This is a genomic window from Niveispirillum sp., from assembly GCF_017996735.1.
Lineage (GTDB): Bacteria > Pseudomonadota > Alphaproteobacteria > Azospirillales > Azospirillaceae > Niveispirillum.
This window is the reverse complement of the sequence record NZ_JAGOGJ010000021.1, coordinates 1-19619: the sequence shown is the minus strand read 5'-3', so window position 1 is coordinate 19619 and position 19619 is coordinate 1. Positions and strand designations below refer to the sequence as shown.

The window sequence follows — 19619 nt, the reverse complement described above, 5'->3', positions numbered from 1 at the left end:
ATGCGGCTTTACCGCATCCGCCCGCGCGACTGTCGCACCTTGAAAAAGGCGGCCACGACCGTGGGGTCGAACAGGGTACCGGCCCCGTCCCCGATGGTCTTCAACGCATCGGCCAGCGGCACCGCTTCGCGCCAGGAACGGCGATGGGTCAGGGCATCATAGACATCGGCCACGGCCACGATACGGGCCGCCGCCGGAATATCGGTCCCCGACAGCCCACCCGGATAGCCGCTACCGTCCCAGCGTTCATGATGGGCCCGGGCGATGGCAGCGCCGAAGGACAGGTAATTGCTGCCTTCCACCAGCCGGGATGCCTTTTCCAGAATGGCGGCACCGCGTTCACAATGCTGTTCCATCTGCTGGCGTTCTGTCTCGTCCAGAAGCTGATCCTTGCGGATCACGCTGTCGGGAACGCCGACCATGCCGATATCATACAGCATGGCCCCCATGGTGATCTGGTCCAGGAAGTCGTCGTCGATGGTGGTGTCCCATCCTTCCTGCGACCGCATGGCAAAGGCGATCTCCGTCACCAGCCGGGACAGGCGCAAGCCATGGTCGCCGCCGCCATCGGGGTCCTTATATTCCGCCAGACCGGCCAGCGCGATCACCGCCGCCTTGTGTGAGCGCTTCACCTGTTCATAGAGGTGCAGATTGTCGAAGCCGATGGCGATCTTGGCACCCAGCACCTCCGCCAGCTTGCGTTCAAGCTGGTCGAGCGGACGACCCACATGCAGGCAGGCCACGGCGTCGCGCCCGTCGGTTGTGCGCAGCCACAGGATGGCATCGTTGTCATCGAAATGATGCTGACGGGCGCGCAGCACGTCCATGACCTTGGCGGCCAGGCCGGGATCGACGCTGTGCCCCAGCGGCAGGCCGATACTGTCGGCATGGCGGCCGGACGCAGCCAGGATCTGGGCATCGGCGCGGGCATTGCCGCGCGGCACGCAGACAAGCCCGTCCACCGGCGCGTTCAGCACCCGCGCCAGTTCGCGCAGCACCGCCTCGGCAAACCTGTCGATGGCGCGCAGGGCAAACAGGCTGCCGGAGGCATCAATGATGCGTTCCATGCCCTGCCGCGAGCGGATCAACTCCGTGATATGTTCGAAGGAGCGCAGGGCGGCGACCGTGGCCGTACCCAGCTTCTGCGCCGTCAGTTCGGTCTTGGCCTTGTAATCATTGATGTCATAGCCGTGGATGACGTCATCCTCCGGCGCCTGACCCGGCTGGCCCGTGCGCAGGATGATACGGACCTGACTATTGCCCAGTTCGTCTCGGATTCGGGGGACCAGACGCAGACCGGCGTCATCGGTCTCCATCACCACGTCCAGCAGGATCATGGCGATGCCGGGATCGTTGCGCAGGATGCCCAACGCCTCCTCCGCCGAATAGGCGGACAGAAACTGGACGGGGCGGCCGCGATAGGTGAATTTTTTCATCACCAGCCGCGTCATGGCATGCACTTCCGGATCGTCATCGACGATCAGAATCAGCCAGGGCTGCCGTGACACGGACATATCCGGGGCGACCGGTACCTCCGGCCCCTCCTCCTTGAAGAGGAATTCGTCGTCGCCCCCCGCCATCAGACCGTCGCCGCTCCCCACGATCACATTCCTACCTGCCCCGTTCCCGGGCATTACCGCAATGGGTCCAAGTTGACACATTGCCATTGGCAGTACCAATGCACACTTACGTATCACGGCATAGCTCGCGCCCGTAGGCAAGCCTCTTGAAAACGGGTCGATCATTCCGCGTCGCGGTTGCGTATGCCGCGATGCCGGTCCATGGTGCGGGCAATCATTCAATGGATGTGTGAACCATGGTCCTTCGTCTTCCTGTTTCCGGCCGCTTCCGGGTCCTGCTTGCGGCAATCGCGGTTTCAGCCACCCTTCCGGTCCTGCCCGTTTCTGCCGCCGACAAGCCGTTGGACAAGGCGGCCGTGGAACAGATCGTCCGCGATTATCTGCTGACCCACCCGGAAATTCTGCTGGAAGCCATGGAAGCGCTGGAAAAGAAGCAGCAGGCCGAGGGGGAAAAAGCCACGGTCGAGGCGCTGAAATCGAATCGGCAGGCGCTGGAACAAGCAGCATTGTCGCCCGTGGGCGGCAACCCGAAGGGCGACGTCACCCTGGTGGAGTTCTTTGACTATAATTGCGGCTATTGCAAGCGCACCCATCCGGAACGCAGCGCCGCCGTGAAGGGCGATGGCAAGGTCCGCGTCGTCTACAAGGAATTCCCCATCCTGGCCCCCTCCTCCAAGGAAGCGGCCAAGGCAGCCCTGGCCGCGAACAAACAGGGCAAGTACGAAGCGTTCCACACCGCCCTGATGAGCCATGAGGGCCGCCTGGACAGCGACGCCATCCGCGCCGCCGCCAAACAGGTGGGGCTGGATGTCAAGAAGTTGGAACAGGATATGGGGGATCCCGCCATCGAGGCGGAGATCAAGGCCAATATGGAACTGGCCCAGAAGCTGGGCATCCGCGGCACGCCCGGTTTTGTCATCGGCGACACGGTGGTGCCCGGCGCCATCGAAACCGAACAGTTCATCGCCTTGTTCAATGCTACCCGCGCCGCGAAGAAGGCTGGCGGCTGACGGCTGTACCATCCCGGATTTGGCATCATAAGCACCGGGATGAACGATCCGGTCGCGGCTCCCCTCCTGTTCCCACCACGTCGTTTTCGCGGCGTGACGGGAACAGGAAGGCGCATGGCGACTAGCATTTGCGACGATGCGATTCGTCGCAATCTGGAAAGGGTCCTGGGTTATTTGCAGGCACAGGCGACCCGAAGCGACCTGCCCCACACCCTCCGACCAGAGGGTGCAGGAACCGGGACATCGCCTGAACGAACGGCCAGATGTGGAACAGCCGGATGCGGATAAGGGTGTCGATCACATGCCGCCGACAGATGATTACCTGCGTCCCATGGGGCTTTGCTTTCCACCCTATGCAGATGCCAGAAGCGATGCCGTCGCCGGACCCGGATGTCTGTAGAACCAGTAGTGGAGGCACATCCCGGTCCGCTCATCACCCTTTGGTTTCGGCACCGCGGCCCCGGATGCGCGGTTGATTATCGTCCCCCTGAAAACCTTTAATTTCAATTTACTGGTGCCCCGTCATGGGACGGCACTGCAAGATCGCATGGTGCCGGATCAACCGCCCCTCCCGATGGCGACGGTCCGGTCGAAGGCGATATCCCCGCCGCCGCCGGCCCTTCCATGGACAATGTTCAACGGCTGGCCACATTTCCAGCGCAGGTGCTGGTCTACGGTGCCCTGGCCTTTGGGCGGGCGCGATCGTTCGCCCCCTGCGGCGGGCCGCCCCGGTTCGCCGGCATGGAGCAACAGGATTCGGGAAACCCGATCACAAAGGCATGTGGCCGACCACCTTCCGTTACGTCATGTCGATGACCATTGCCCCCGTGGCTGGTCATGTTATAACGCCCCGGCTTTTGGTGATCATTACTAGGGACGGCCGACTTGGCCCAACAGCCTTCGATCCTTATCCTCAACGGGCCGAACCTGAACATGCTCGGCACCCGCGAGCCCCATATCTATGGGGCGGAGACGCTGGCCGATGTCGAGGCCCTGTGCCGTGCCGAAGGGGCGCGGCTGGGCCTTGAGATTGATTTCCGCCAGTCGAACCATGAGGGCGAACTGGTGACCTGGATCCAGCAGGCCCGTGAAAACCGGTCCGCCATCCTCTTGAACGCCGGGGCCTATACCCACACCTCTGTGGCCATACTGGACGCGCTGACGGCGGTTGACCTGCCGGTCATTGAGGTGCATCTGAGCAACATCTTCCGTCGCGAACCGTTCAGGCATCATTCGTATGTCTCGATGGCTGCGCGGGGGGTCATATGTGGCCTGGGTTCCCACGGCTATGTCCTGGCGCTGCAGGCGGCCGACCGCCTGGTCCGCGCCAAGGCCCAGTCCTGAAACCCACGGTCCCTTTCAAAAGGTTGAGAATACCATGTCGAGCTTCGATCTGGATGCCAAGTTCGTGCGCACCATGGCCAAACTCCTGGAGGAGTCGGGCCTGACGGAGATGGAATATTCGGAAGGCGAGCGCCGCATCCGGCTGAGCCGCGCCGCGCCGCCGGCCCCGATGGGCTACGCCCCGGCCTATGCGCCCGCCCCGGTGGCTCCGGCCGCGGCTCCGGTCGCAGCCGCGCCGGCCCCTGCCGCCGCTGTGGCTCCGGCCCAGCATCCGGGTGCGGTGAAGTCGCCGATGGTTGGCACCGCCTATATGGCGTCCGAACCCAGCGCCCCGCCCTTCGTGAAGGAAGGCGACACGATCAAGGCCGGCCAGACCATCCTGATCATCGAAGCCATGAAGGTCATGAACCCGATCAAGGCCCCCAAGGGCGGCACCGTGACCCAGATCCTGGTCGCCAACGCACAGCCGGTCGAATTCGGCCAGCCCCTGCTGATTGTCGAGTGATCGACCCATGACGGTGAAATCCCAGGACGGGCTGTTCGAAAAAGTCTTGATCGCCAATCGCGGCGAGATCGCGCTGCGCATCCACCGCGCCTGTCGCGAGATGGGGATCAAGACTGTGGCCGTGCATTCCACGGCCGATGCTGACGCCATGCATGTGCGTCTGGCCGACGAAAGCGTCTGTATCGGCCCGCCGGCCGCCAAGGACAGCTACCTGAACATCCCGGCGATCCTGTCGGCGGCGACCATCACGGGCGCCGACGCCATCCATCCCGGTATCGGGTTCATGGCCGAAAACGCGCAGTTCGCCGATATGGTGATCGAGCATGGTTTTGCCTGGATCGGGCCGACGCCGGAACATATCCGTATCATGGGCGACAAGGTCACCGCCAAGAAGACGGTGATTGCGCGCGGCCTGCCCTGCGTGCCGGGTTCGGACGGTCCGGTGGACAGTTTCGAAACGGCGGCCAATGTCGCGGACCAGATCGGCTATCCCGTCCTGATCAAGGCGGCGGCTGGCGGCGGCGGCAAGGGCATGAAGGTCGCTTTCAGCCGTGACGAGTTAAAGGAAGCCTATTCGCTCGCCCGTGGCGAGGCGCGCGCCGCCTTTGGCAATGACGAGGTGTATCTGGAAAAGTACCTCGCCAACCCGCGCCATATCGAGGTGCAGTTGCTGGGCGATCACCATGGCAACGTGGTGCATTTCGGCGAGCGTGACTGCTCCATCCAGCGCCGTCACCAGAAGGTGGTGGAAGAGGCCCCCTCCCCCGCGCTGAACGCCGAGGAGCGGGAGAAGGTCGGTTCGCTGGCCGCCCGCACCGCCAAGCTTCTGGGCTATCGCGGTGTGGGGACCATGGAGTTCCTGTACGAGAACGGGCAGTTCTATTTCATCGAAATGAACACCCGCCTGCAGATCGAGCACACGATCACCGAAATGATCACGGGCGTCGATCTGGTGCGCGAGCAGATCCGCGTGGCCACGGGTGCGCCCCTTGGCTATACGCAGCAGGATGTGCGGTTCCACGGCCATTCCATCGAATGCCGCATCAATGCCGAACACCCCGAAACGTTCATGCCGTCGCCGGGCCAGATCAAGCAGTATCATGCGCCGGGCGGCCTGGGTGTACGTGTCGACAGCGCGCTTTATGACGGCTATCGCGTGCCGCCCTATTACGACAGCATGATCGCCAAGCTGATCGTCCATGGCAACACGCGCAATGAATGCCTGATGCGTCTGCGCCGCGCGCTGGAGGAGTTTGTCATCTCTGGCGTCGATACCTCCATCCCGCTGCACCAGAAGATCATCGCGGAGCCGGATTTCATCAACGGCGACTATGATATCAAGTGGATGGAAGCCTGGATGAAGCGCGAGCAGGGCTGATCCATCGTTTCGGAATCCGAAAACGGGAACCCCCGGCGGCATGTCCGCCGGGGGTTTTTCATGCGCCCTTCACAGCCAGTGCGATCCAGCCCGGCACCGGATCGCCCCGGTCGATGCGGGTACTGTGGTGGGCAAGGTGGGACAGCGTCAGCCCCGCCGCACGAACCGCCTCCCTAATATGGGCCTCGCTATGGGCGAAGCGCCGGCCCTCATGCAGTTCGAACCCGTCCCCCTGTGTGCGTTCGCAGGTGAAGGCAAAGCGGCCGTCGGGGAGCAAGGTCCGTTCCGCTGCCGCCATGACGGGGGCTAGGTCACCGACATAGACCAGCACATCGGCGGCCAGGACCAGATCGAACGCGTCCGGCCGGGACAGCATGCTGTCCACCAGTTCGCCCACCCAGAGCATGTCATAGACGCCGCGCGCCCGCGCTTTTTCCACCATGCGCGGTGACAGGTCGAAGCCCGCCAGAGACCCCGCCCTGTCACGCATGGCGACACCGGCCAGTCCCGTGCCGCAACCCGCATCCAGCACACGGCCACCCGCCGGCACCCCCTGGTCCAGCAGCAATTGCCGCAATGCGTGCGGCGCGTCATAGCGCAGCTTGCCCACCAGTTCACGGTCGAACCGGTCGGCATAGGTATCGAACAGCGCCCGCACGAAGGCGGGCGGCAGGCTGGTCTGCCGTTCGGCCTGCACCAGCCCGGCCAGCAGCGCCGCCGCGCCGGCCCTGTCCTCGTCATCCAGATGCAACGCCATGCGCCAGGCCTTGGTGGCCTTCTCCGCTTCCCCCAGATGCAGCCAGGCCTTGCCCATGGCCACCCAGGCGGCGGGCTGCGCGGGGTCGGCCGGATGCGCCCGCCGCACCGTGGCGTCCAACATCTCCAGCGCCGCAACCCCTTCATCCGCGTCGATCATGACCGATGCCGTGGCTGTCACGACCGTCAGGTCCCCCCGCGCCAGGAACCATGCATCGCGCGCGTGGGCCAGGGCGCCCTCGCGGTCGCCCGCATCCAGCAGCAACCGGGCCATGCCGGCCTGTCCCGCCGCGTCGTCCGGCCGGCGGTCCAGCAGGCTGCGGCACGCCGCCTGCGCATCCTCTGCCCGGCCCGCAGCCATAAGGGCCGTCATCAGCGCGCGGCGCCAGGGGATATGGTCGGGTTCCGCCACCAGCGCCCGGGTCAGGGCGTCGGCGGCATCAAGCGCCTCCCCTTGCTCCAGCAGCAATTCCCCCAGCAACCCCGTCGCCTCCGCCCCCTCGGCCGTGCGCAGGCACGCGATGGCGCCCGCCCGGTCCTGGGCATCCAGCAATTCATAGGCACGGGCGATGGGGTCGGACATGGCGAATCCTGGTTATGGACTGGGGACATCTGGGGGCTGAAATGGCGCTATAGCATGTTCCAGGGTTCCCGACAGAGGCCGCAAACAGTGAAAAATCCCGCCTATGTGACAAACTCGCATCAACTTCGACGATTCTTGGTTGACCCAATGCGCCAATTCTGGGATTGCTATGCGGCCGGTGCATGAAGCCGGTGACTTTGAGGGAGCGGCCACCGCATTCGAGTAACGGTGGTCTGATTGCAGGACCCGCACGCAAGCGGGATAAACCGGCGGGGTGACCCGTCATGGATAACCGGAACCAAAGGGGACGATTGAGATGACGATGCGCCAATCCCGCGTTGCCACCCACTCCCGTCAGGATTCCGGCCTGCTGATCGCCTTCACCTTCCTGATCGGACTGATGCTCCTGGCCCTGCCGGCACGCGCCGGTTGCCTGGATCATATTGTCGAGGCCGAGAAGGAAATGAACATCCCCAAAGGCATCCTGCTGGCCGTGTCGCTGGTCGAAAGCGGCGGCGGCGGTACACCCAGCCCCTTCATTATGAATGTGCGTGGTCGTGTGCTGTTCCCGCGGTCGGAGGCGGAAGCCGCCACTTATCTGCGCGATAACCAGGGCAACCTGCGCGGCAATGTCTATGCCGGCTGCATGCAATTGTCGCTGGCCCACCACAAGCAGGCCTTTCGCCCGGTCGAAAAGATCGTGAACCCGGAAGCCAATGTCCGGTACGCCGCCAAGTATCTGGTTTCCTTGCGCCGGGAGACGGGAAGCTGGGCTGCCGCCGTGACCAAGTATAACGGCTCCTCGGGTGTCAAGGCCGCCGCCTATCAGTGCAAGATCAAGAACCAATTGGTTAGCCTGGGTGCCGGTTCCAGCGCTGATTTGATCATGACGTCGGGCAAATGCGATGTCAGCAACCCGCCGTCGGTCGGCCCCCGCACGCGCCGCGCGTTCGATAAGCATGACGAGAATACGCCCGTCGGCTGATCCTCCTGCGTGACCTTCCGGCCAGCAGTAATCTTTAAAATAAAATCAATGCACGTCGCCATGTCAGCCATGTGAAGGATGGGCTGGCGTTGCTGTGCATGATGGCGCACGCATGGCGATGTCCATCACGGCTGCCGAATTCGCCCTTCATGCCGCGCCTTGCCACATTGCCGCCTGTCGCCCGCGCCATTCTGGCAATGGTTGCGGCCGTCACGCTGTTCAGCGCCATGAATGCCAGCATCAAATGGCTGGGCGGGCGTTATCCGGTCAGCCAGATCATCTTTTTCCGCGCCATGTTTGCCATGGTGGTCCTTCTGCCACTGATCTGGCGGGCCGGCGGGATCATGTCACTGCGGACACAGCGGCCATGGGGACATCTGGCCCGCAGCATCATCGGCGTCATCTCCATGACCTGCGGCTTCACGGCCATCACCTATCTGCCGCTGGCCAACGCCTCCGCGCTGGCCTTCACCGCCCCCTTATGGACCACCCTGCTGGGTGTGCTGGTGCTGGGGGAAAAGGTGCGCTGGCGCCGGACCGTGGCGCTGGTGGTCGGGTTCAGCGGTGTGCTGATCATGGTGCGGCCGGATGCAACCCTTCTGCACGGGATCATGACGGGCGGGACCCAGGCGATCGGCAGCTTGTTCGGCCTCGCCTCCTCCTTCCTGGCCGCCTGCGCCATGATCTCCGTCAGGCGCCTGTCGGCGACGGAACCCAGTACCAGCATCGTGTTCTATTTCATGGCCACCGGCATCATCGTGGCCGGTATCGCCATGTCGCGGGAATTCGTGATGCCGACGCCCCAGGACGCAGCCCTTCTGGTGACGTTGGGCGTCATCGGTGGATTGGCTCAGGTGTTTCTGACCACCGCCTATCGCGGGGCACCGGTGGCCGTGATCGCCCCGTTCGATTACACTGCCATGCTGTGGGCCACCGGGTATGGGTTTCTGATCTGGGGGGAGGTTCCGCATCCGGCCGTAGCCCTGGGCGCCTTGATCGTGGTCGCCAGCGGCGTCTACATCACGGTGCGTGAAACCCGCCTGGGCGTGGCCAGCCCGGTAAAGGCCCAGACCATGACGAAGAACAACTGAAATGAACTACCGCCACATCTTCCACGCGGGCAATGCCGCCGATGTCATGAAGCACGCCGTCCTGGCCTGGTTGCTGGACCGGCTGCTGGCCAAGGAGACGCCGTTTTTTGTGCTGGACACCCATGCCGGCATCGGCCGTTACGATCTGGATGATCAGGCGGCCAGCCGCACGGGTGAGGCACTGCGCGGCATCCGCCGGGTCATGGACGGTAACGGGGCGGCGTCGCTGCCGGAAGGGGCAAAACCCTATCTGGATCTGCTGGCCCGTTTGAATGAGGGGGCGGCCGGGGTGCGGACCTATCCGGGCTCCCCCCTGATCGCCCGCATGATGATGCGTGAACAGGATCGGCTGCTCCTGGCCGAACTGCACGCCGATGATGTGCAGACCCTGCGCAGCCTGTTCCGGGGTGACGTACAGGTCTCGGTCCATCATATGGATGGCTGGCTGTCACTGAAGGCGCACCTGCCGCCCAAGGAACGCCGGGGCCTGGTGGTCATCGACCCGCCGTTCGAGGCACCGGATGAATATGAACGGCTGGTGGCCGCCTTGGCGCTGGCCCATCGCCGCTGGGCCACGGGCCAGTATCTGCTCTGGTACCCGGTGAAGGACCGGGCCGCCGTCTGGCAGTTTCATCAGATGCTGGAGGATACGGGCATTCCCAAGATGCTGGCGGCAGAACTGTGCTGGTCGGACGATGACCGTTCCGACCGGCTGAATGGCTCCGGCCTGATTCTGGTGAACCCGCCCTGGAAAACCGAAGAGACGCTGTCCAGCCTGCTGCCCGCCTTGCAAACGGCCCTGGCGGCCGGCGTCGGTCCCGTCGGCTGCCGCTGGTTGCGGGATGAGAACGGAAAACCGGCCTAGCATAGGATATGGCAGCATCTGACTGGCGATTGAAGGCATCTGGTGGTGTGCCGGTTCCCCTCCTTCATCTTTTGGTCATTGATCCCGTCTTGCAGGCTTCGCCGCCTTCGGTCACAGTGCGAATGTGCTGCGCCGCACCCGATGGTATGAAGCCTTTCGGATAGGTCGCGGTCGGCAACCGGGGGATGGGGGAGAGATGGGAATGGTGCATACGCCGCGGCGACCCTTCATGGCGGAAATCCAGATGGCCAAGAGGTCGCCCACTCCCCGTGCCGGGGAAGCGGCCGTCGTCAGTCCCGGAGCCGCCCTGCCGCCCCCGCCCCCCGCACCCGTTCATGTCGAGATGGACAATAGCGAGGTGATAGCGGCCATCGGCGCCCTGGGCGCAAAACTGGACCGGTTCCTGACCGTCGACCATACCCAGATCGAAAAGATCCAGATCGAAATCTCCGATATCGCGGGCCGGATCAAGGCCACGAAGCTGGAGATGGCGGCCCTGCGCCACCCGCTGTCCAATCAGGACACGTTCATGGAGGCCAGCGAACAGCTATCCGCCGTGGTGCGTGCAACCGAAACGGCCACCAACACCATCATCTCCGCCGCCGAAGAGGTCGAGGATATCGTTAACGAGGTGCGCTCCCAGTTACCCGAAGGGTATCAGAGCAGCCGCCTGAAGGACCTTAATGACGTCACCCTGCGCATCTTCGAAGCCTGCAACTTCCAGGATTTGACCGGTCAGCGCATCACCAAGGTGGTTCAGGCGCTGGCCTTTATCGAGGAACGTATCGACGGCATGATGTCTGTCTGGAACACCAAGGAGTTCGAGGCGATGCCCCTGCCGCCCGATATCTCTAAGCATGATAACGGGCTGGCCCTGCACGGGCCGCAGGAAGGCAAGCCCAGCAGCATTTCCCAGGCCGATATCGACGCGCTGTTCGATTGATCCGGCATCGGGCGGAACGTCACGCCACGTTCCGCCTCACCATCTCCTCAAGTCGCGTTGTGCGCATGTAAAGGCTGTGGCTACGTTCCAGCAGGGAGCGCAGCGCGTTGGGCAATTGCTGATTGTCCGGACCCGACGGGTCGGCACAGATGGTGCCGCCGGACAGGGCATAATCCTCCCCCACGGCCTGTTGCTGCGTCAATTCACCGGCATGAACCGCCTTCTGCGCCAGCATCCAGGCCATGACCTGGGTCAGGCGGCTGGTCACCCGCATGCTTTCATAGGATACCTGCAGGCGGACGGTTGGCGGCAGGCCCCGCTGGTCTGTCGCTTCCTGATAGGCGACATAGTTCCGCGCCTCGACCAGAAGCGTCATGGTTTCGTCATAGGCGCGGTTAAAGAAGGCCGTCGGTCGGGTCACCCGCATCTCCTTCCAGCATCCTTGGCTCCGTTGGGCGCCATGCATGCCTTGATCAGTGGATCAGTGTGTGCCCTTCGATCCCGACTGACAATTGTGGCAAAAGTAGGTGGTGGGGTCTGGCGACCATTGATCCGGCATGGGACATTTTTTGTGCCCGCCTCTTGAAGGGGGATTGGGCGCTGCTTAACTCATTAAGCGTGGAAGCGACGCCCGGTGTCGGGGTCGAAAAACGCCACAAAACCAAGGGGCTGGCCGATAGCGGGAGCCCTGACCCTCAACGTATCGCTCTTGGAGGATACCTATGCGCAGCTATGATCTCTCGCCGCTTTTCCGTTCCACCGTCGGTTTCGACCGCGTGACGCGCCTGCTGGAAAGCGCGCTGAATGGCGAGGATAACAGCCATAACGCCTACCCCCCGTACAATATCGAAAAGCTGGATGATGACCAGTACCGCATCACCATGGCGGTTGCCGGCTTCGGCCTGGGCGATCTGGAAATCACCGCCCATCCCAACCTGCTGATCGTGCAGGGCAAGGCGAAGGAACAGCAGGGCGGCACCTTCCTGCATCGTGGCATTGCCGGTCGTGCGTTTGAACGCCGGTTCCAGTTGGCCGACCATATCCGCGTGAACAATGCCGCGCTGGAAAACGGTCTGCTGCATATCGAACTGGTCCGTGAGGTGCCGGAGGCCATGAAGCCCCGCACCATCCAGATCAGCAACCTGACCCCGGCCGCGCTGCCGGGCGTGACCCAGGCGGCTGCCGCCTGACGTCAGGCTTGCTGACCAAAGCGGGTGGTTCCGGCCACCCGCTTCCCCTTGGCTGCCCCTGCCCGGGCAGTCCAAAGCCAACACACATCCATAGGCAAATAAAAAGAGGGCCGCTACGTTGGCGGCCCTCTATTTTTTACCCGTTTCCCTGAAGCCCCACCCGTTCAACTCTGCCGAACGAGCAAGGCGACCCTATGTGCATGACGCCTTCCGGTCAACCGGCCATGTCCGTATGACAACGATGACCGTAAAGAAATCGTCATCATTGTTGCCGAATTAGCGCACCCCTTGTCCTATCCTTTCGCATAGCCGGCGCCCTTCAGGGCATCGCCGATCTCGTCCAGGATGATGGGGTCGTCGATGGTGGCGGGCATCTTCCAGGGTTCGCTGTCGGCGATCTTCTGCATGGTGCCGCGCAGGATTTTGCCCGACCGCGTCTTTGGCAACCGGTCCACCACGATGGCCTGCTTGAAGGCGGCGACGGGTCCGATCTCGTCGCGGACCTTCTTCACCACTTCCTTGATGATGTCGGCATAGGGCCTGTCCACGCCGCGTTTCAACACGATGAAACCCAGCGGCAACTGCCCCTTCAGATCATCAGCGACGCCGATGACGGCACATTCGGCCACATCGGGATGGCCCGACAACACCTCTTCCATGGCCCCCGTCGACAGGCGGTGGCCGGCGACATTGATGATGTCGTCGGTGCGGGCCATGACATAGATATAGCCGTCATTATCGATGAAACCGGCATCCGACGTCTGATAATAGCCGGGGAAATCGGCAAGATAGCTTTTGAAGAACCGGTCGCGCGCATTCCACAGGGTGGGCAGCGTGCCCGGCGGCAGCGGCAGTTTGGCGACGATGGCACCGATATCGCCCCGCTTCACCTCCGTTCCGTCCGGGGCCAGGACACGGATGTCCCAGCCGGGCAACGGGACAGCGGTACTGCCATATTTCACCTTCATCAGTTCGATGCCCAGCGGGTTGCCGGCCACGGGCCAGCCGGTTTCCGTCTGCCACCAATGGTCGATCACCGGGACTTTCAGGTGGGTTTCTGCCCAGTTCAGCGTGTCCGGGTCCGACCGTTCCCCGGCCAGGAACAGCGCGCGCAGACTGGACATGTCATAGAGATGCAGCAATTCGCCATTCGGGTCTTCCCGCTTGATGGCGCGGAAGGCCGTGGGGGCGGTGAACTGCACCGACACCTTGTGCTCGGCAATCACACGCCAGAAGGCGCCGGCATCCGGCGTGCCCACGGGCTTGCCTTCATAGACCAGGGTGGTGCAGCCATGCAGCAGGGGGCCATAGACGATGTAGGAATGGCCCACAACCCAGCCCACGTCACTGGCGGCCCAGAATACCTCCCCCGGCTTGGCGCCGTAGAAATGCTCCATGGTCCATTCCAGGGCCACGGCATAACCGCCGGTGTCGCGCACCACGCCCTTGGGCTGTCCCGTCGTGCCGGACGTGTACAGGACATAAAGCGGGTCGGTGGCCGCCATTGATACGCAGGCCGCCGGCACCGCCAACCCCGAAGCCTCGGTCCAGTCGACATCGCGACCAGGAACCAGCGAGGCTGCCACCTGCGGACGCTGGAACACCACACAATGGTCTGGCTTGTGGCTGGCCTGTTCGATGGCGGCGTCCAGCATCGGCTTGTAGGGCAGAACCTTGGCCCCCTCCACGCCGCAACTGGCCGACAGGATCACCTTGGGCGTGGCATCATTGATACGGGTCGCCAGTTCATGCGGGGCGAACCCACCGAATACGACGGAATGAATGGCCCCGATGCGGGCACAGGCCAGCATGCCCACCACCGCCTCCGGGATCATCGGCATATAGATGATGACCCGATCACCCTTTTCCACACCCAGATCGCGTAGCACGCCGGCGAACCGTGACACTTTGTCCAGCAACGCGGCATAGGTCAGGGTCTGCTTCACGCCTGTGACGGGGCTGTCATAGATCAGGGCGGCCTGTTCAGCGCGACCACCGGCCACATGCCGGTCCAGCGCATTATGGCAGATATTCAGCCGTCCGCCGCGATACCAGCGGTAAAAGGGCGCGTCACTGTCATCCAGGATGGTTTCCGGGAAGGCATCCCATTCGATGGCCGTCGCCGCCTCTGCCCAGAAACCGGCCGGATCAGCCAGTGAACGGGCATGGATGGGATGGTAGGCTCCGGTCATTGTATCCTCCCCTTGATTTTCCGCTTTCAGTGGTGCTTCGGCCGCTGTATCTACGCCCATCCGCTTATGGAAAGCCCCTGTACGAATGGGATAGAACTGGCTGTAATCACCCGCAATATCCTGGACTTGAATCAGCCGGAACGCGCGCGCGGTTTCATCCCCGACCTTGGTCTGCGACATTCGTGCCATTCATTGCCTGACCGAAAGCTTTTTCCACGATGATTGTTGATAGCCGCCACATCATGTTTTCCCCGGAAGCCATCCGGGAAGCCGTCAAGACCTTCCGTGAACTGTTCCCCACGAAGCAGCCGCCGGGCCTTCTGGGTCCGATCGTCATCCGCAGCGCCGATCCCCTGGTGCTGGGCGTCAAGATCCAGGCCACGGGGTCCAGCACCTATCGCGAGGTGGAGATGGAGGAGAGCGAGGTTGCGGCCATGCTGATCGTGTTCTGCCGCAAGCTCAAAATCCCCCTGCCCCGCACGGCCAACAAATCGATCGAGGTAGAGGGCGACAACATCGCCCTGATCGTATCCAAGGCCATGATGATGCAGCGCCCGACGGGCGTGTGAGGTTTATCGGTCGGGCTGCCGGTTCACGATGGCCGTGACGGGGGCCAGAACGATGCCCCGGTCGCGCAGGCGCGCCGACCAGACCGACAGCCGCTCCAGACTGACGGGATTGCTCACTTCCGCAAAGCCGACCGCCACGCCATTGGCTTGGGCCAGGCGTTCCAGTTGTGCCAGTTGCGCATCGATGCCGATACCAGACGGGATGCGGTCGATCTGCAGATCGCTGATGGCACGGGGCAGCGATAATTCCTTGGACACGGCCGCCGCCTTGCTGCCCGACACCTGCCACAGGTCGAGAAAGACAAGGCCCCGACGCTGCACCTGCAGCAATACGCCACGCAGGCTTTCCCGCTGGGTCAGGAATTCCGTCCCGCTGTCGGTCTTTGACGTCACACCGACATAGCCGGTAAAGGCCGCCAGCGTCGCCTCCAGTCGCCGGACATTCTCTTCATCCGACAGGTTGGACAGAAGCGTGTTGGGACCTGGATCATTGGCGGGATAGCCGACGGGCTGCATCGGGACCGACAGCAGCACCTCGTGCCCCTTGGCCCGCGCCTCGTCCACCTTGGCCTGCAAGTTCTCCGCCGTGGGGGTGAAGGAGAAGGTGACGGCACCCGGCAGCCGGTCGATCGCCTCATGCGTGGCCGCTTCCGACAGGCCGAGACCCGTCAGGACGATGGCGATGCGCGGCCGCTTGTCCTCCTGTGGAAAGGGGCGGGCATAATATTGCCAGGGCGCGGTGCCATCGGGCGCCACGCGCGGCACCCGCCCCACACGCAGCCGCTCCAGCAACTGGTCATTGCGCGACGGTGTCAGCGTTACCGGCATATCGACCGGGTCCAGCGGCACCTCTTCCTCCGGCGCTGCCTGGGCCGCGTCGGCAAAACGCGGCGTGCCATCAGGCAGCATCACGGGCACACCACGCCCCAGACTGCGCACCGATTCCAGCCGGCGCTTGGTTTCCGGCGCCTCGATGGCCAGCCATGTGGCGGTACCGGCCAGGGCCAGAACCAGAACCATGGCGCCGATCAAGGGCGGCGACGGCTTCCCGCGTTTCTTCTTATGTTTCTTGCGGCCTGTTGCGCCCGCCCCGTCACCCGGATCGGACACATGCTCGTCATCGGCCACAAAGGCCAGGTCCATCGCGTCGGCCGCGGCGGGCTTTGCCTTCTTGCCCTTGCGGCCGAAGGACCAGCGCTTGCCGTCCTTCTTGGCCGCCCGATCATGCGCCTTGGCCTGGCGCTTGGCCCCCAGACGCGATGCCAATACAGCAGCGCTTCCGCCATCCCCCGGGTCGGCTTGCGTCTTTTTTTTCCTGGAGAGCGGGAACAAGGCCACGGTGCGGGTGCTTTGGCTCGGTTAATTGGTGTGTTTTGGTTGGTTGAACAAGGACACGCCCCGCAGCAGATCGACGGCGCGGGCCAGTTGGTAATCCACCGGCGGTGCATCAGCATTGCTGTTGGCGGCGACGGGCGTTGCCGCCGGGTTGGGTGCCGGTGCGGCTGCTGGCGCAGGCGGCTGTGCCGCCGCACCGGGGGCCGGTGTCGGGGCCGGCTTGGCGGCGGCCCCCTGGTCGGTATTGCGCAGGGCGTTGGGCAGGTCGGCCTCACGCCGGCGCTGTCCGGCGGCAGCCAGTTCCTCGATCTTGGCGGGCTGCACCTCGATATCCGGGGTGATGCCCAGTTGCTGGATCGACTTGCCGGAAGGTGTGTAATAGCGCGAGGTGGTCAGGCGCATGGCACTCTGCTGGCCCTGCAACGGGATGATGGTCTGCACCGATCCCTTGCCGAAGCTCTGGGTGCCCAGGATGATGGCGCGCTTATGGTCCTGCAGGGCTCCGGCCACAATCTCCGATGCCGAGGCCGAGCCGCCATTGATCAGGACCACCACCGGCAGGCCGTCGGCGGCGTCACCGGGCTTGGCCGTGTAACGGTCCCCTTCCTTGCCGCCGCGTCCACGGGTGGACACGATCTCCCGTCCCTTCTCCAGGAAGGTATCGGACACCGAAACGGCCTGATCCAGCAGCCCCCCCGGATTGTTGCGCAGGTCCAGGACATAGCCGATCAGCTTGGTCCCCAGTTGTTCCTTCAGCTTTGCCATGGCCTTGTCCAGGCCGGGCTGCGTCTGCTCGTTGAAGCTGGAGATGCGGATATAACCGACATTGTTCTCCACGCGGAAACGGACGGACTGTACCTTGATGCTGGCGCGGGTCAGGTTCAACTGGATGGGCTCCGCGACACTGGCGCGACGGATGGTGACCTTGATGTCGCTGCCCACGGGGCCGCGCATCTTCTCCACCGCCTCGTTCAGCGACAGGCCAACGATCTGTTCGTCATTCAGATGGGTGATATAGTCGCCCGGCTGCACCCCCGCACGGGCGGCCGGCGTGTCATCCATGGGGGAGATGACCTTGACGAAGCCATTCTCCGTCGTCACCTCAATGCCCAGCCCCCCGAATTCGCCCCGGGTCTGCACCCGCATATCGGCGAAATTCTTCTTGTTGAGGTAAGAGGAATGCGGGTCGAGCGAGGTGAGCATGCCGTCGATGGCCGCCTCGATCAGTTGTTCGTCCGATACCTCTTCCACATATTCGGACCGGACCCGTTCGAACACATCGGCGAACAGGTCCAGTTGCTTATAGGTTTCCGACTTCAGCGGTTCGCGCGCCTGGGCACCGTCCGTCACACCAAGGGGGGCGGTGAAGGCCAGCAGGGCCGCGATGGCGGCAGTGGAGAACAGCTTGCTCATGATCAACCTTGTCCTTTGCCGTCGGAGGCTGCAAGGCCGCGCGCGGGGTTGACAGGCTGACCACCGCGCCGCAGCTCGTAATACAATGTCGGGTCCCCATCCCCCGACAGAAGTCCCACCGGCTCCCCGCCCAGCACGCGCTGTCCCACCTGGGCATCAATACGCCCCAGACCGGACAGAAGGGAATGATATCCGTTGGCATGTTCAAGGATCAAGAGAAGCCCGTAACCCTTGAACGGCCCCGCGAACATCACCGCCCCGTCGGCCGGTGCAACAACGGGGCCACCAGCCCGACCGGTATAGGTCAGGCCCCGACTGGTCGCCCCCACCTCATCCGTCTGGCCATACCGCTTGACCACCTTGCCACTGACGGGGGCGACCATGCCGCCCAGGATGCCGGCCGATTGTGGCTCCGGCGGGGCGCGTTTCAGACCGGCCACCCGATCGCGGGTCCGCTTCTCGCGATCGGCCTCCACCTGTGCCTGCCGGCGCCGCTCGGCCTCCGCCTTACGCGCCGCCTCGGCCCTGCGTTCGGCTTCCAGCTTTTCGATCAGGTCCTTGAGGTCGCCCGCCCGCTCACCCAGCGACGCAACGCGGCTGGCCAGTCTGGTACGCTCGCTGTCGGTATTCTTCGACACTTCCTCGCGCCTGGCCACCAGGGTGGCCAGATCCTTCTGGCGCAGGGCCAGACTTTCCGCCGCACGCGCCGTCTTGTCCTTCTGCTGTGCCAATTGACGGCGCAGATCGACCAGGCCCTGCAATTCCTTGGACAGGGCATCGGCGCGGGTCTTCAACTCCGGCACCGCCGATCGCAGCAGAAGCGCGCTTTTCACGGTATCGCTGGGTGATTGCGGGGCCGCGACCATCGTGTCGGGCGGCAGGCGTGACAGGCGTTGCAACGCGCCCAGCAGGTCGGCCAGGGCGGCGCGGTCGGCCTCGATCTTGTCCAGCCGGGCCTTCTCCTCCTCCCCCAACTCGCCCAGGGCGCCTTCCAGACGGGCCAGTTCGTCGGCCTGGCTGCGCTGCTGGTCTGCCGCCTCGATGGCGCGCGCGCGCAGGTCGGCCAGTTCCTTTTCAAGGGCCTCAGCCTTGGCATCCAACTGTGCCTTGGCCTTGTCCGCTTCCTGCAGATCGCGCTGCACCTGCTGAAGCTGCTTGGCCGGATCGGGCTTCTTCTCCTGCGCCAGAACGGGTGCCGCCAGCAGGGCCGGCAGCAAAGACAGGGCGATAACGGGCGGATAACGCAGGGACAAGTAAAGAGTTTCCCGAATCGGAGCGAGAATCAAGGTGAAGGATATCTTACAAACCGTTGATTTAACACAAGCATGCAGGATGACCCCTCATCATTCCGGCAGTGTAAGGGCAACCGGTCGCGGCGTCGATGGGGCAGAAGGCAGCCAAACCCCGCTCCCCCTTATCGCATCAGTTCCCGCATGCCCGCGTCCAGCCCCGCCAGGGTCAGCGGGTACATGCGATCATCCATGACCTTGCGCAACAAACCGATGGACTGCGTATAGGACCAGTAGCGTTCATCCGACGGGTTCAGCCAGATGGCATGCGGATATTTGTCCAGCAGCCGGCGCATCCAGACGATGCCCGCCTCCTCGTTGAAATGTTCCACACTGCCGCCTGGCTGGGTGATCTCATAGGGGCTCATCGAGGCATCGCCGACAAAGACCAGCTTGTAGTCGGCAGCGTAGGTATTGATCACGTCGAAGGTGGACAGCCGCTCCACATTCCGGCGCTTATTGTCCTTCCACACGCCCTCATAGACGCAATTGTGGAAGTAATAATATTCCAGATGCTTGAACTCGCCACGTGCCGCGCTGAACAATTCCTCGCACAGGCGGATATGGTCATCCATCGACCCCCCGATATCC

At 63.6% G+C, this 19619-nt stretch carries 17 protein-coding genes and 1 pseudogene; 10 read left to right on the top strand and 8 right to left on the bottom strand.

The window, feature by feature from the left end:
• Positions 1-8 precede the first annotated feature (8 nt).
• Positions 9-1601 carry a DUF3369 domain-containing protein gene (locus tag KBA48_RS09515; RefSeq protein ID WP_292905580.1) on the bottom strand — a complete coding sequence of 531 codons (1593 nt, stop codon included), beginning with the start codon at positions 1599-1601 and terminating at the stop codon, positions 9-11.
• A gap of 215 nt (positions 1602-1816) precedes the next feature.
• Here KBA48_RS09515 and KBA48_RS09510 point away from each other — a divergent pair, with 215 nt between their 5' ends.
• From KBA48_RS09510 to accC, 4 genes are all read left to right on the top strand, one after another.
• Positions 1817-2590, top strand: a complete 774-nt coding sequence (locus tag KBA48_RS09510) for a DsbA family protein (RefSeq protein ID WP_292905578.1) — start codon at positions 1817-1819, stop codon at positions 2588-2590.
• Positions 2591-3475: 885 nt separating this feature from the next.
• Complete coding sequence (gene aroQ, locus KBA48_RS09505; RefSeq protein ID WP_292905576.1) at positions 3476-3934, top strand: type II 3-dehydroquinate dehydratase; 459 nt, start codon at positions 3476-3478, stop codon at positions 3932-3934.
• Between the two features lie 34 nt (positions 3935-3968).
• Positions 3969-4439 carry an acetyl-CoA carboxylase biotin carboxyl carrier protein gene (gene accB, locus KBA48_RS09500; protein WP_292905574.1) on the top strand — a complete coding sequence of 157 codons (471 nt, stop codon included), beginning with the start codon at positions 3969-3971 and terminating at the stop codon, positions 4437-4439.
• A gap of 31 nt (positions 4440-4470) precedes the next feature.
• Complete coding sequence (gene accC / locus KBA48_RS09495; RefSeq protein WP_292905665.1) at positions 4471-5817, top strand: acetyl-CoA carboxylase biotin carboxylase subunit; 1347 nt, start codon at positions 4471-4473, stop codon at positions 5815-5817.
• 58 nt (positions 5818-5875) lie between these two features.
• Here accC and KBA48_RS09490 read toward each other — a convergent pair whose 3' ends face one another.
• Positions 5876-7156 carry a methyltransferase domain-containing protein gene (locus KBA48_RS09490; RefSeq protein WP_292905572.1) on the bottom strand — a complete coding sequence of 427 codons (1281 nt, stop codon included), beginning with the start codon at positions 7154-7156 and terminating at the stop codon, positions 5876-5878.
• A gap of 316 nt (positions 7157-7472) precedes the next feature.
• Between KBA48_RS09490 and KBA48_RS09485 the strand changes: the two genes are divergently transcribed.
• The 4 genes from KBA48_RS09485 (at position 7473) to KBA48_RS09470 (ending at position 11040) form a co-directional block, all read left to right on the top strand.
• Positions 7473-8141, top strand: coding sequence for a transglycosylase SLT domain-containing protein (locus KBA48_RS09485; RefSeq protein ID WP_292905570.1), 669 nt, complete (start codon positions 7473-7475; stop codon positions 8139-8141).
• A gap of 149 nt (positions 8142-8290) precedes the next feature.
• On the top strand, positions 8291-9232 hold the full coding sequence (locus tag KBA48_RS09480) for a DMT family transporter (protein WP_292905568.1): 942 nt from the start codon (positions 8291-8293) through the stop codon (positions 9230-9232).
• Between the two features lies 1 nt (position 9233).
• Positions 9234-10097, top strand: a complete 864-nt coding sequence (locus tag KBA48_RS09475; RefSeq protein ID WP_292905566.1) for a 23S rRNA (adenine(2030)-N(6))-methyltransferase RlmJ — start codon at positions 9234-9236, stop codon at positions 10095-10097.
• Positions 10098-10299: 202 nt separating this feature from the next.
• Positions 10300-11040, top strand: coding sequence for a protein phosphatase CheZ (locus tag KBA48_RS09470; protein ID WP_292905564.1), 741 nt, complete (start codon positions 10300-10302; stop codon positions 11038-11040).
• Positions 11041-11059: 19 nt separating this feature from the next.
• On the opposite strand, the gene KBA48_RS09465 is transcribed toward KBA48_RS09470, so the two are convergent.
• On the bottom strand, positions 11060-11467 hold the full coding sequence (locus KBA48_RS09465; RefSeq protein WP_367273827.1) for a DUF1465 family protein: 408 nt from the start codon (positions 11465-11467) through the stop codon (positions 11060-11062).
• Positions 11468-11762: 295 nt separating this feature from the next.
• On the opposite strand from KBA48_RS09465, the gene KBA48_RS09460 reads away from it, so the two are divergent.
• Positions 11763-12230: an Hsp20 family protein gene (locus KBA48_RS09460; protein WP_292905560.1), complete on the top strand. Its 468-nt coding sequence runs from the start codon at positions 11763-11765 to the stop codon at positions 12228-12230.
• A 293-nt stretch (positions 12231-12523) separates the two neighbouring features.
• Here the strand turns inward: KBA48_RS09460 and KBA48_RS09455 are convergent, their stop codons facing one another.
• The gene (locus tag KBA48_RS09455; protein WP_292905558.1) at positions 12524-14422 is read right to left on the bottom strand and encodes a propionyl-CoA synthetase; all 1899 of its coding nucleotides are present in this window, start codon (positions 14420-14422) and stop codon (positions 12524-12526) included.
• Between the two features lie 242 nt (positions 14423-14664).
• Between KBA48_RS09455 and KBA48_RS09450 the strand changes: the two genes are divergently transcribed.
• Positions 14665-14991 (top strand): hypothetical protein, encoded by a 327-nt coding sequence (locus KBA48_RS09450; RefSeq protein WP_292905556.1) that lies wholly within the window; start codon positions 14665-14667, stop codon positions 14989-14991.
• 3 nt (positions 14992-14994) lie between these two features.
• On the opposite strand, the gene KBA48_RS09445 is transcribed toward KBA48_RS09450, so the two are convergent.
• From KBA48_RS09445 to KBA48_RS09430, 4 genes and pseudogenes are all read right to left on the bottom strand, one after another.
• Positions 14995-16257, bottom strand: a complete 1263-nt coding sequence (locus KBA48_RS09445; protein ID WP_292905554.1) for a divergent polysaccharide deacetylase family protein — start codon at positions 16255-16257, stop codon at positions 14995-14997.
• Positions 16258-16350: 93 nt separating this feature from the next.
• Positions 16351-17739 (bottom strand): S41 family peptidase, encoded by a 1389-nt coding sequence (locus KBA48_RS09440; protein ID WP_292905552.1) that lies wholly within the window; start codon positions 17737-17739, stop codon positions 16351-16353.
• A 2-nt stretch (positions 17740-17741) separates the two neighbouring features.
• Positions 17742-18992 (bottom strand): peptidoglycan DD-metalloendopeptidase family protein, encoded by a 1251-nt coding sequence (locus tag KBA48_RS09435; protein WP_292905550.1) that lies wholly within the window; start codon positions 18990-18992, stop codon positions 17742-17744.
• Positions 18993-19153: 161 nt separating this feature from the next.
• Positions 19154-19619: pseudogene (locus tag KBA48_RS09430) on the bottom strand (VWA domain-containing protein); the annotation flags it as partial.

Coding starts and splice junctions, on each gene's coding strand:
- KBA48_RS09455 (WP_292905558.1), bottom strand. CDS start 14,422: ATGACCGGAGCCTACCATCCCATCCATGCCCGTTCACTGGCTGATCCG.
- KBA48_RS09480 (WP_292905568.1), top strand. CDS start 8,291: ATGCCGCGCCTTGCCACATTGCCGCCTGTCGCCCGCGCCATTCTGGCA.
- KBA48_RS09490 (WP_292905572.1), bottom strand. CDS start 7,156: ATGTCCGACCCCATCGCCCGTGCCTATGAATTGCTGGATGCCCAGGAC.
- KBA48_RS09470 (WP_292905564.1), top strand. CDS start 10,300: ATGGTGCATACGCCGCGGCGACCCTTCATGGCGGAAATCCAGATGGCC.
- KBA48_RS09475 (WP_292905566.1), top strand. CDS start 9,234: ATGAACTACCGCCACATCTTCCACGCGGGCAATGCCGCCGATGTCATG.
- KBA48_RS09485 (WP_292905570.1), top strand. CDS start 7,473: ATGACGATGCGCCAATCCCGCGTTGCCACCCACTCCCGTCAGGATTCC.
- KBA48_RS09440 (WP_292905552.1), bottom strand. CDS start 17,739: ATGAGCAAGCTGTTCTCCACTGCCGCCATCGCGGCCCTGCTGGCCTTC.
- accB (WP_292905574.1), top strand. CDS start 3,969: ATGTCGAGCTTCGATCTGGATGCCAAGTTCGTGCGCACCATGGCCAAA.
- KBA48_RS09450 (WP_292905556.1), top strand. CDS start 14,665: ATGTTTTCCCCGGAAGCCATCCGGGAAGCCGTCAAGACCTTCCGTGAA.
- KBA48_RS09460 (WP_292905560.1), top strand. CDS start 11,763: ATGCGCAGCTATGATCTCTCGCCGCTTTTCCGTTCCACCGTCGGTTTC.
- KBA48_RS09510 (WP_292905578.1), top strand. CDS start 1,817: ATGGTCCTTCGTCTTCCTGTTTCCGGCCGCTTCCGGGTCCTGCTTGCG.
- KBA48_RS09465 (WP_367273827.1), bottom strand. CDS start 11,467: ATGCGGGTGACCCGACCGACGGCCTTCTTTAACCGCGCCTATGACGAA.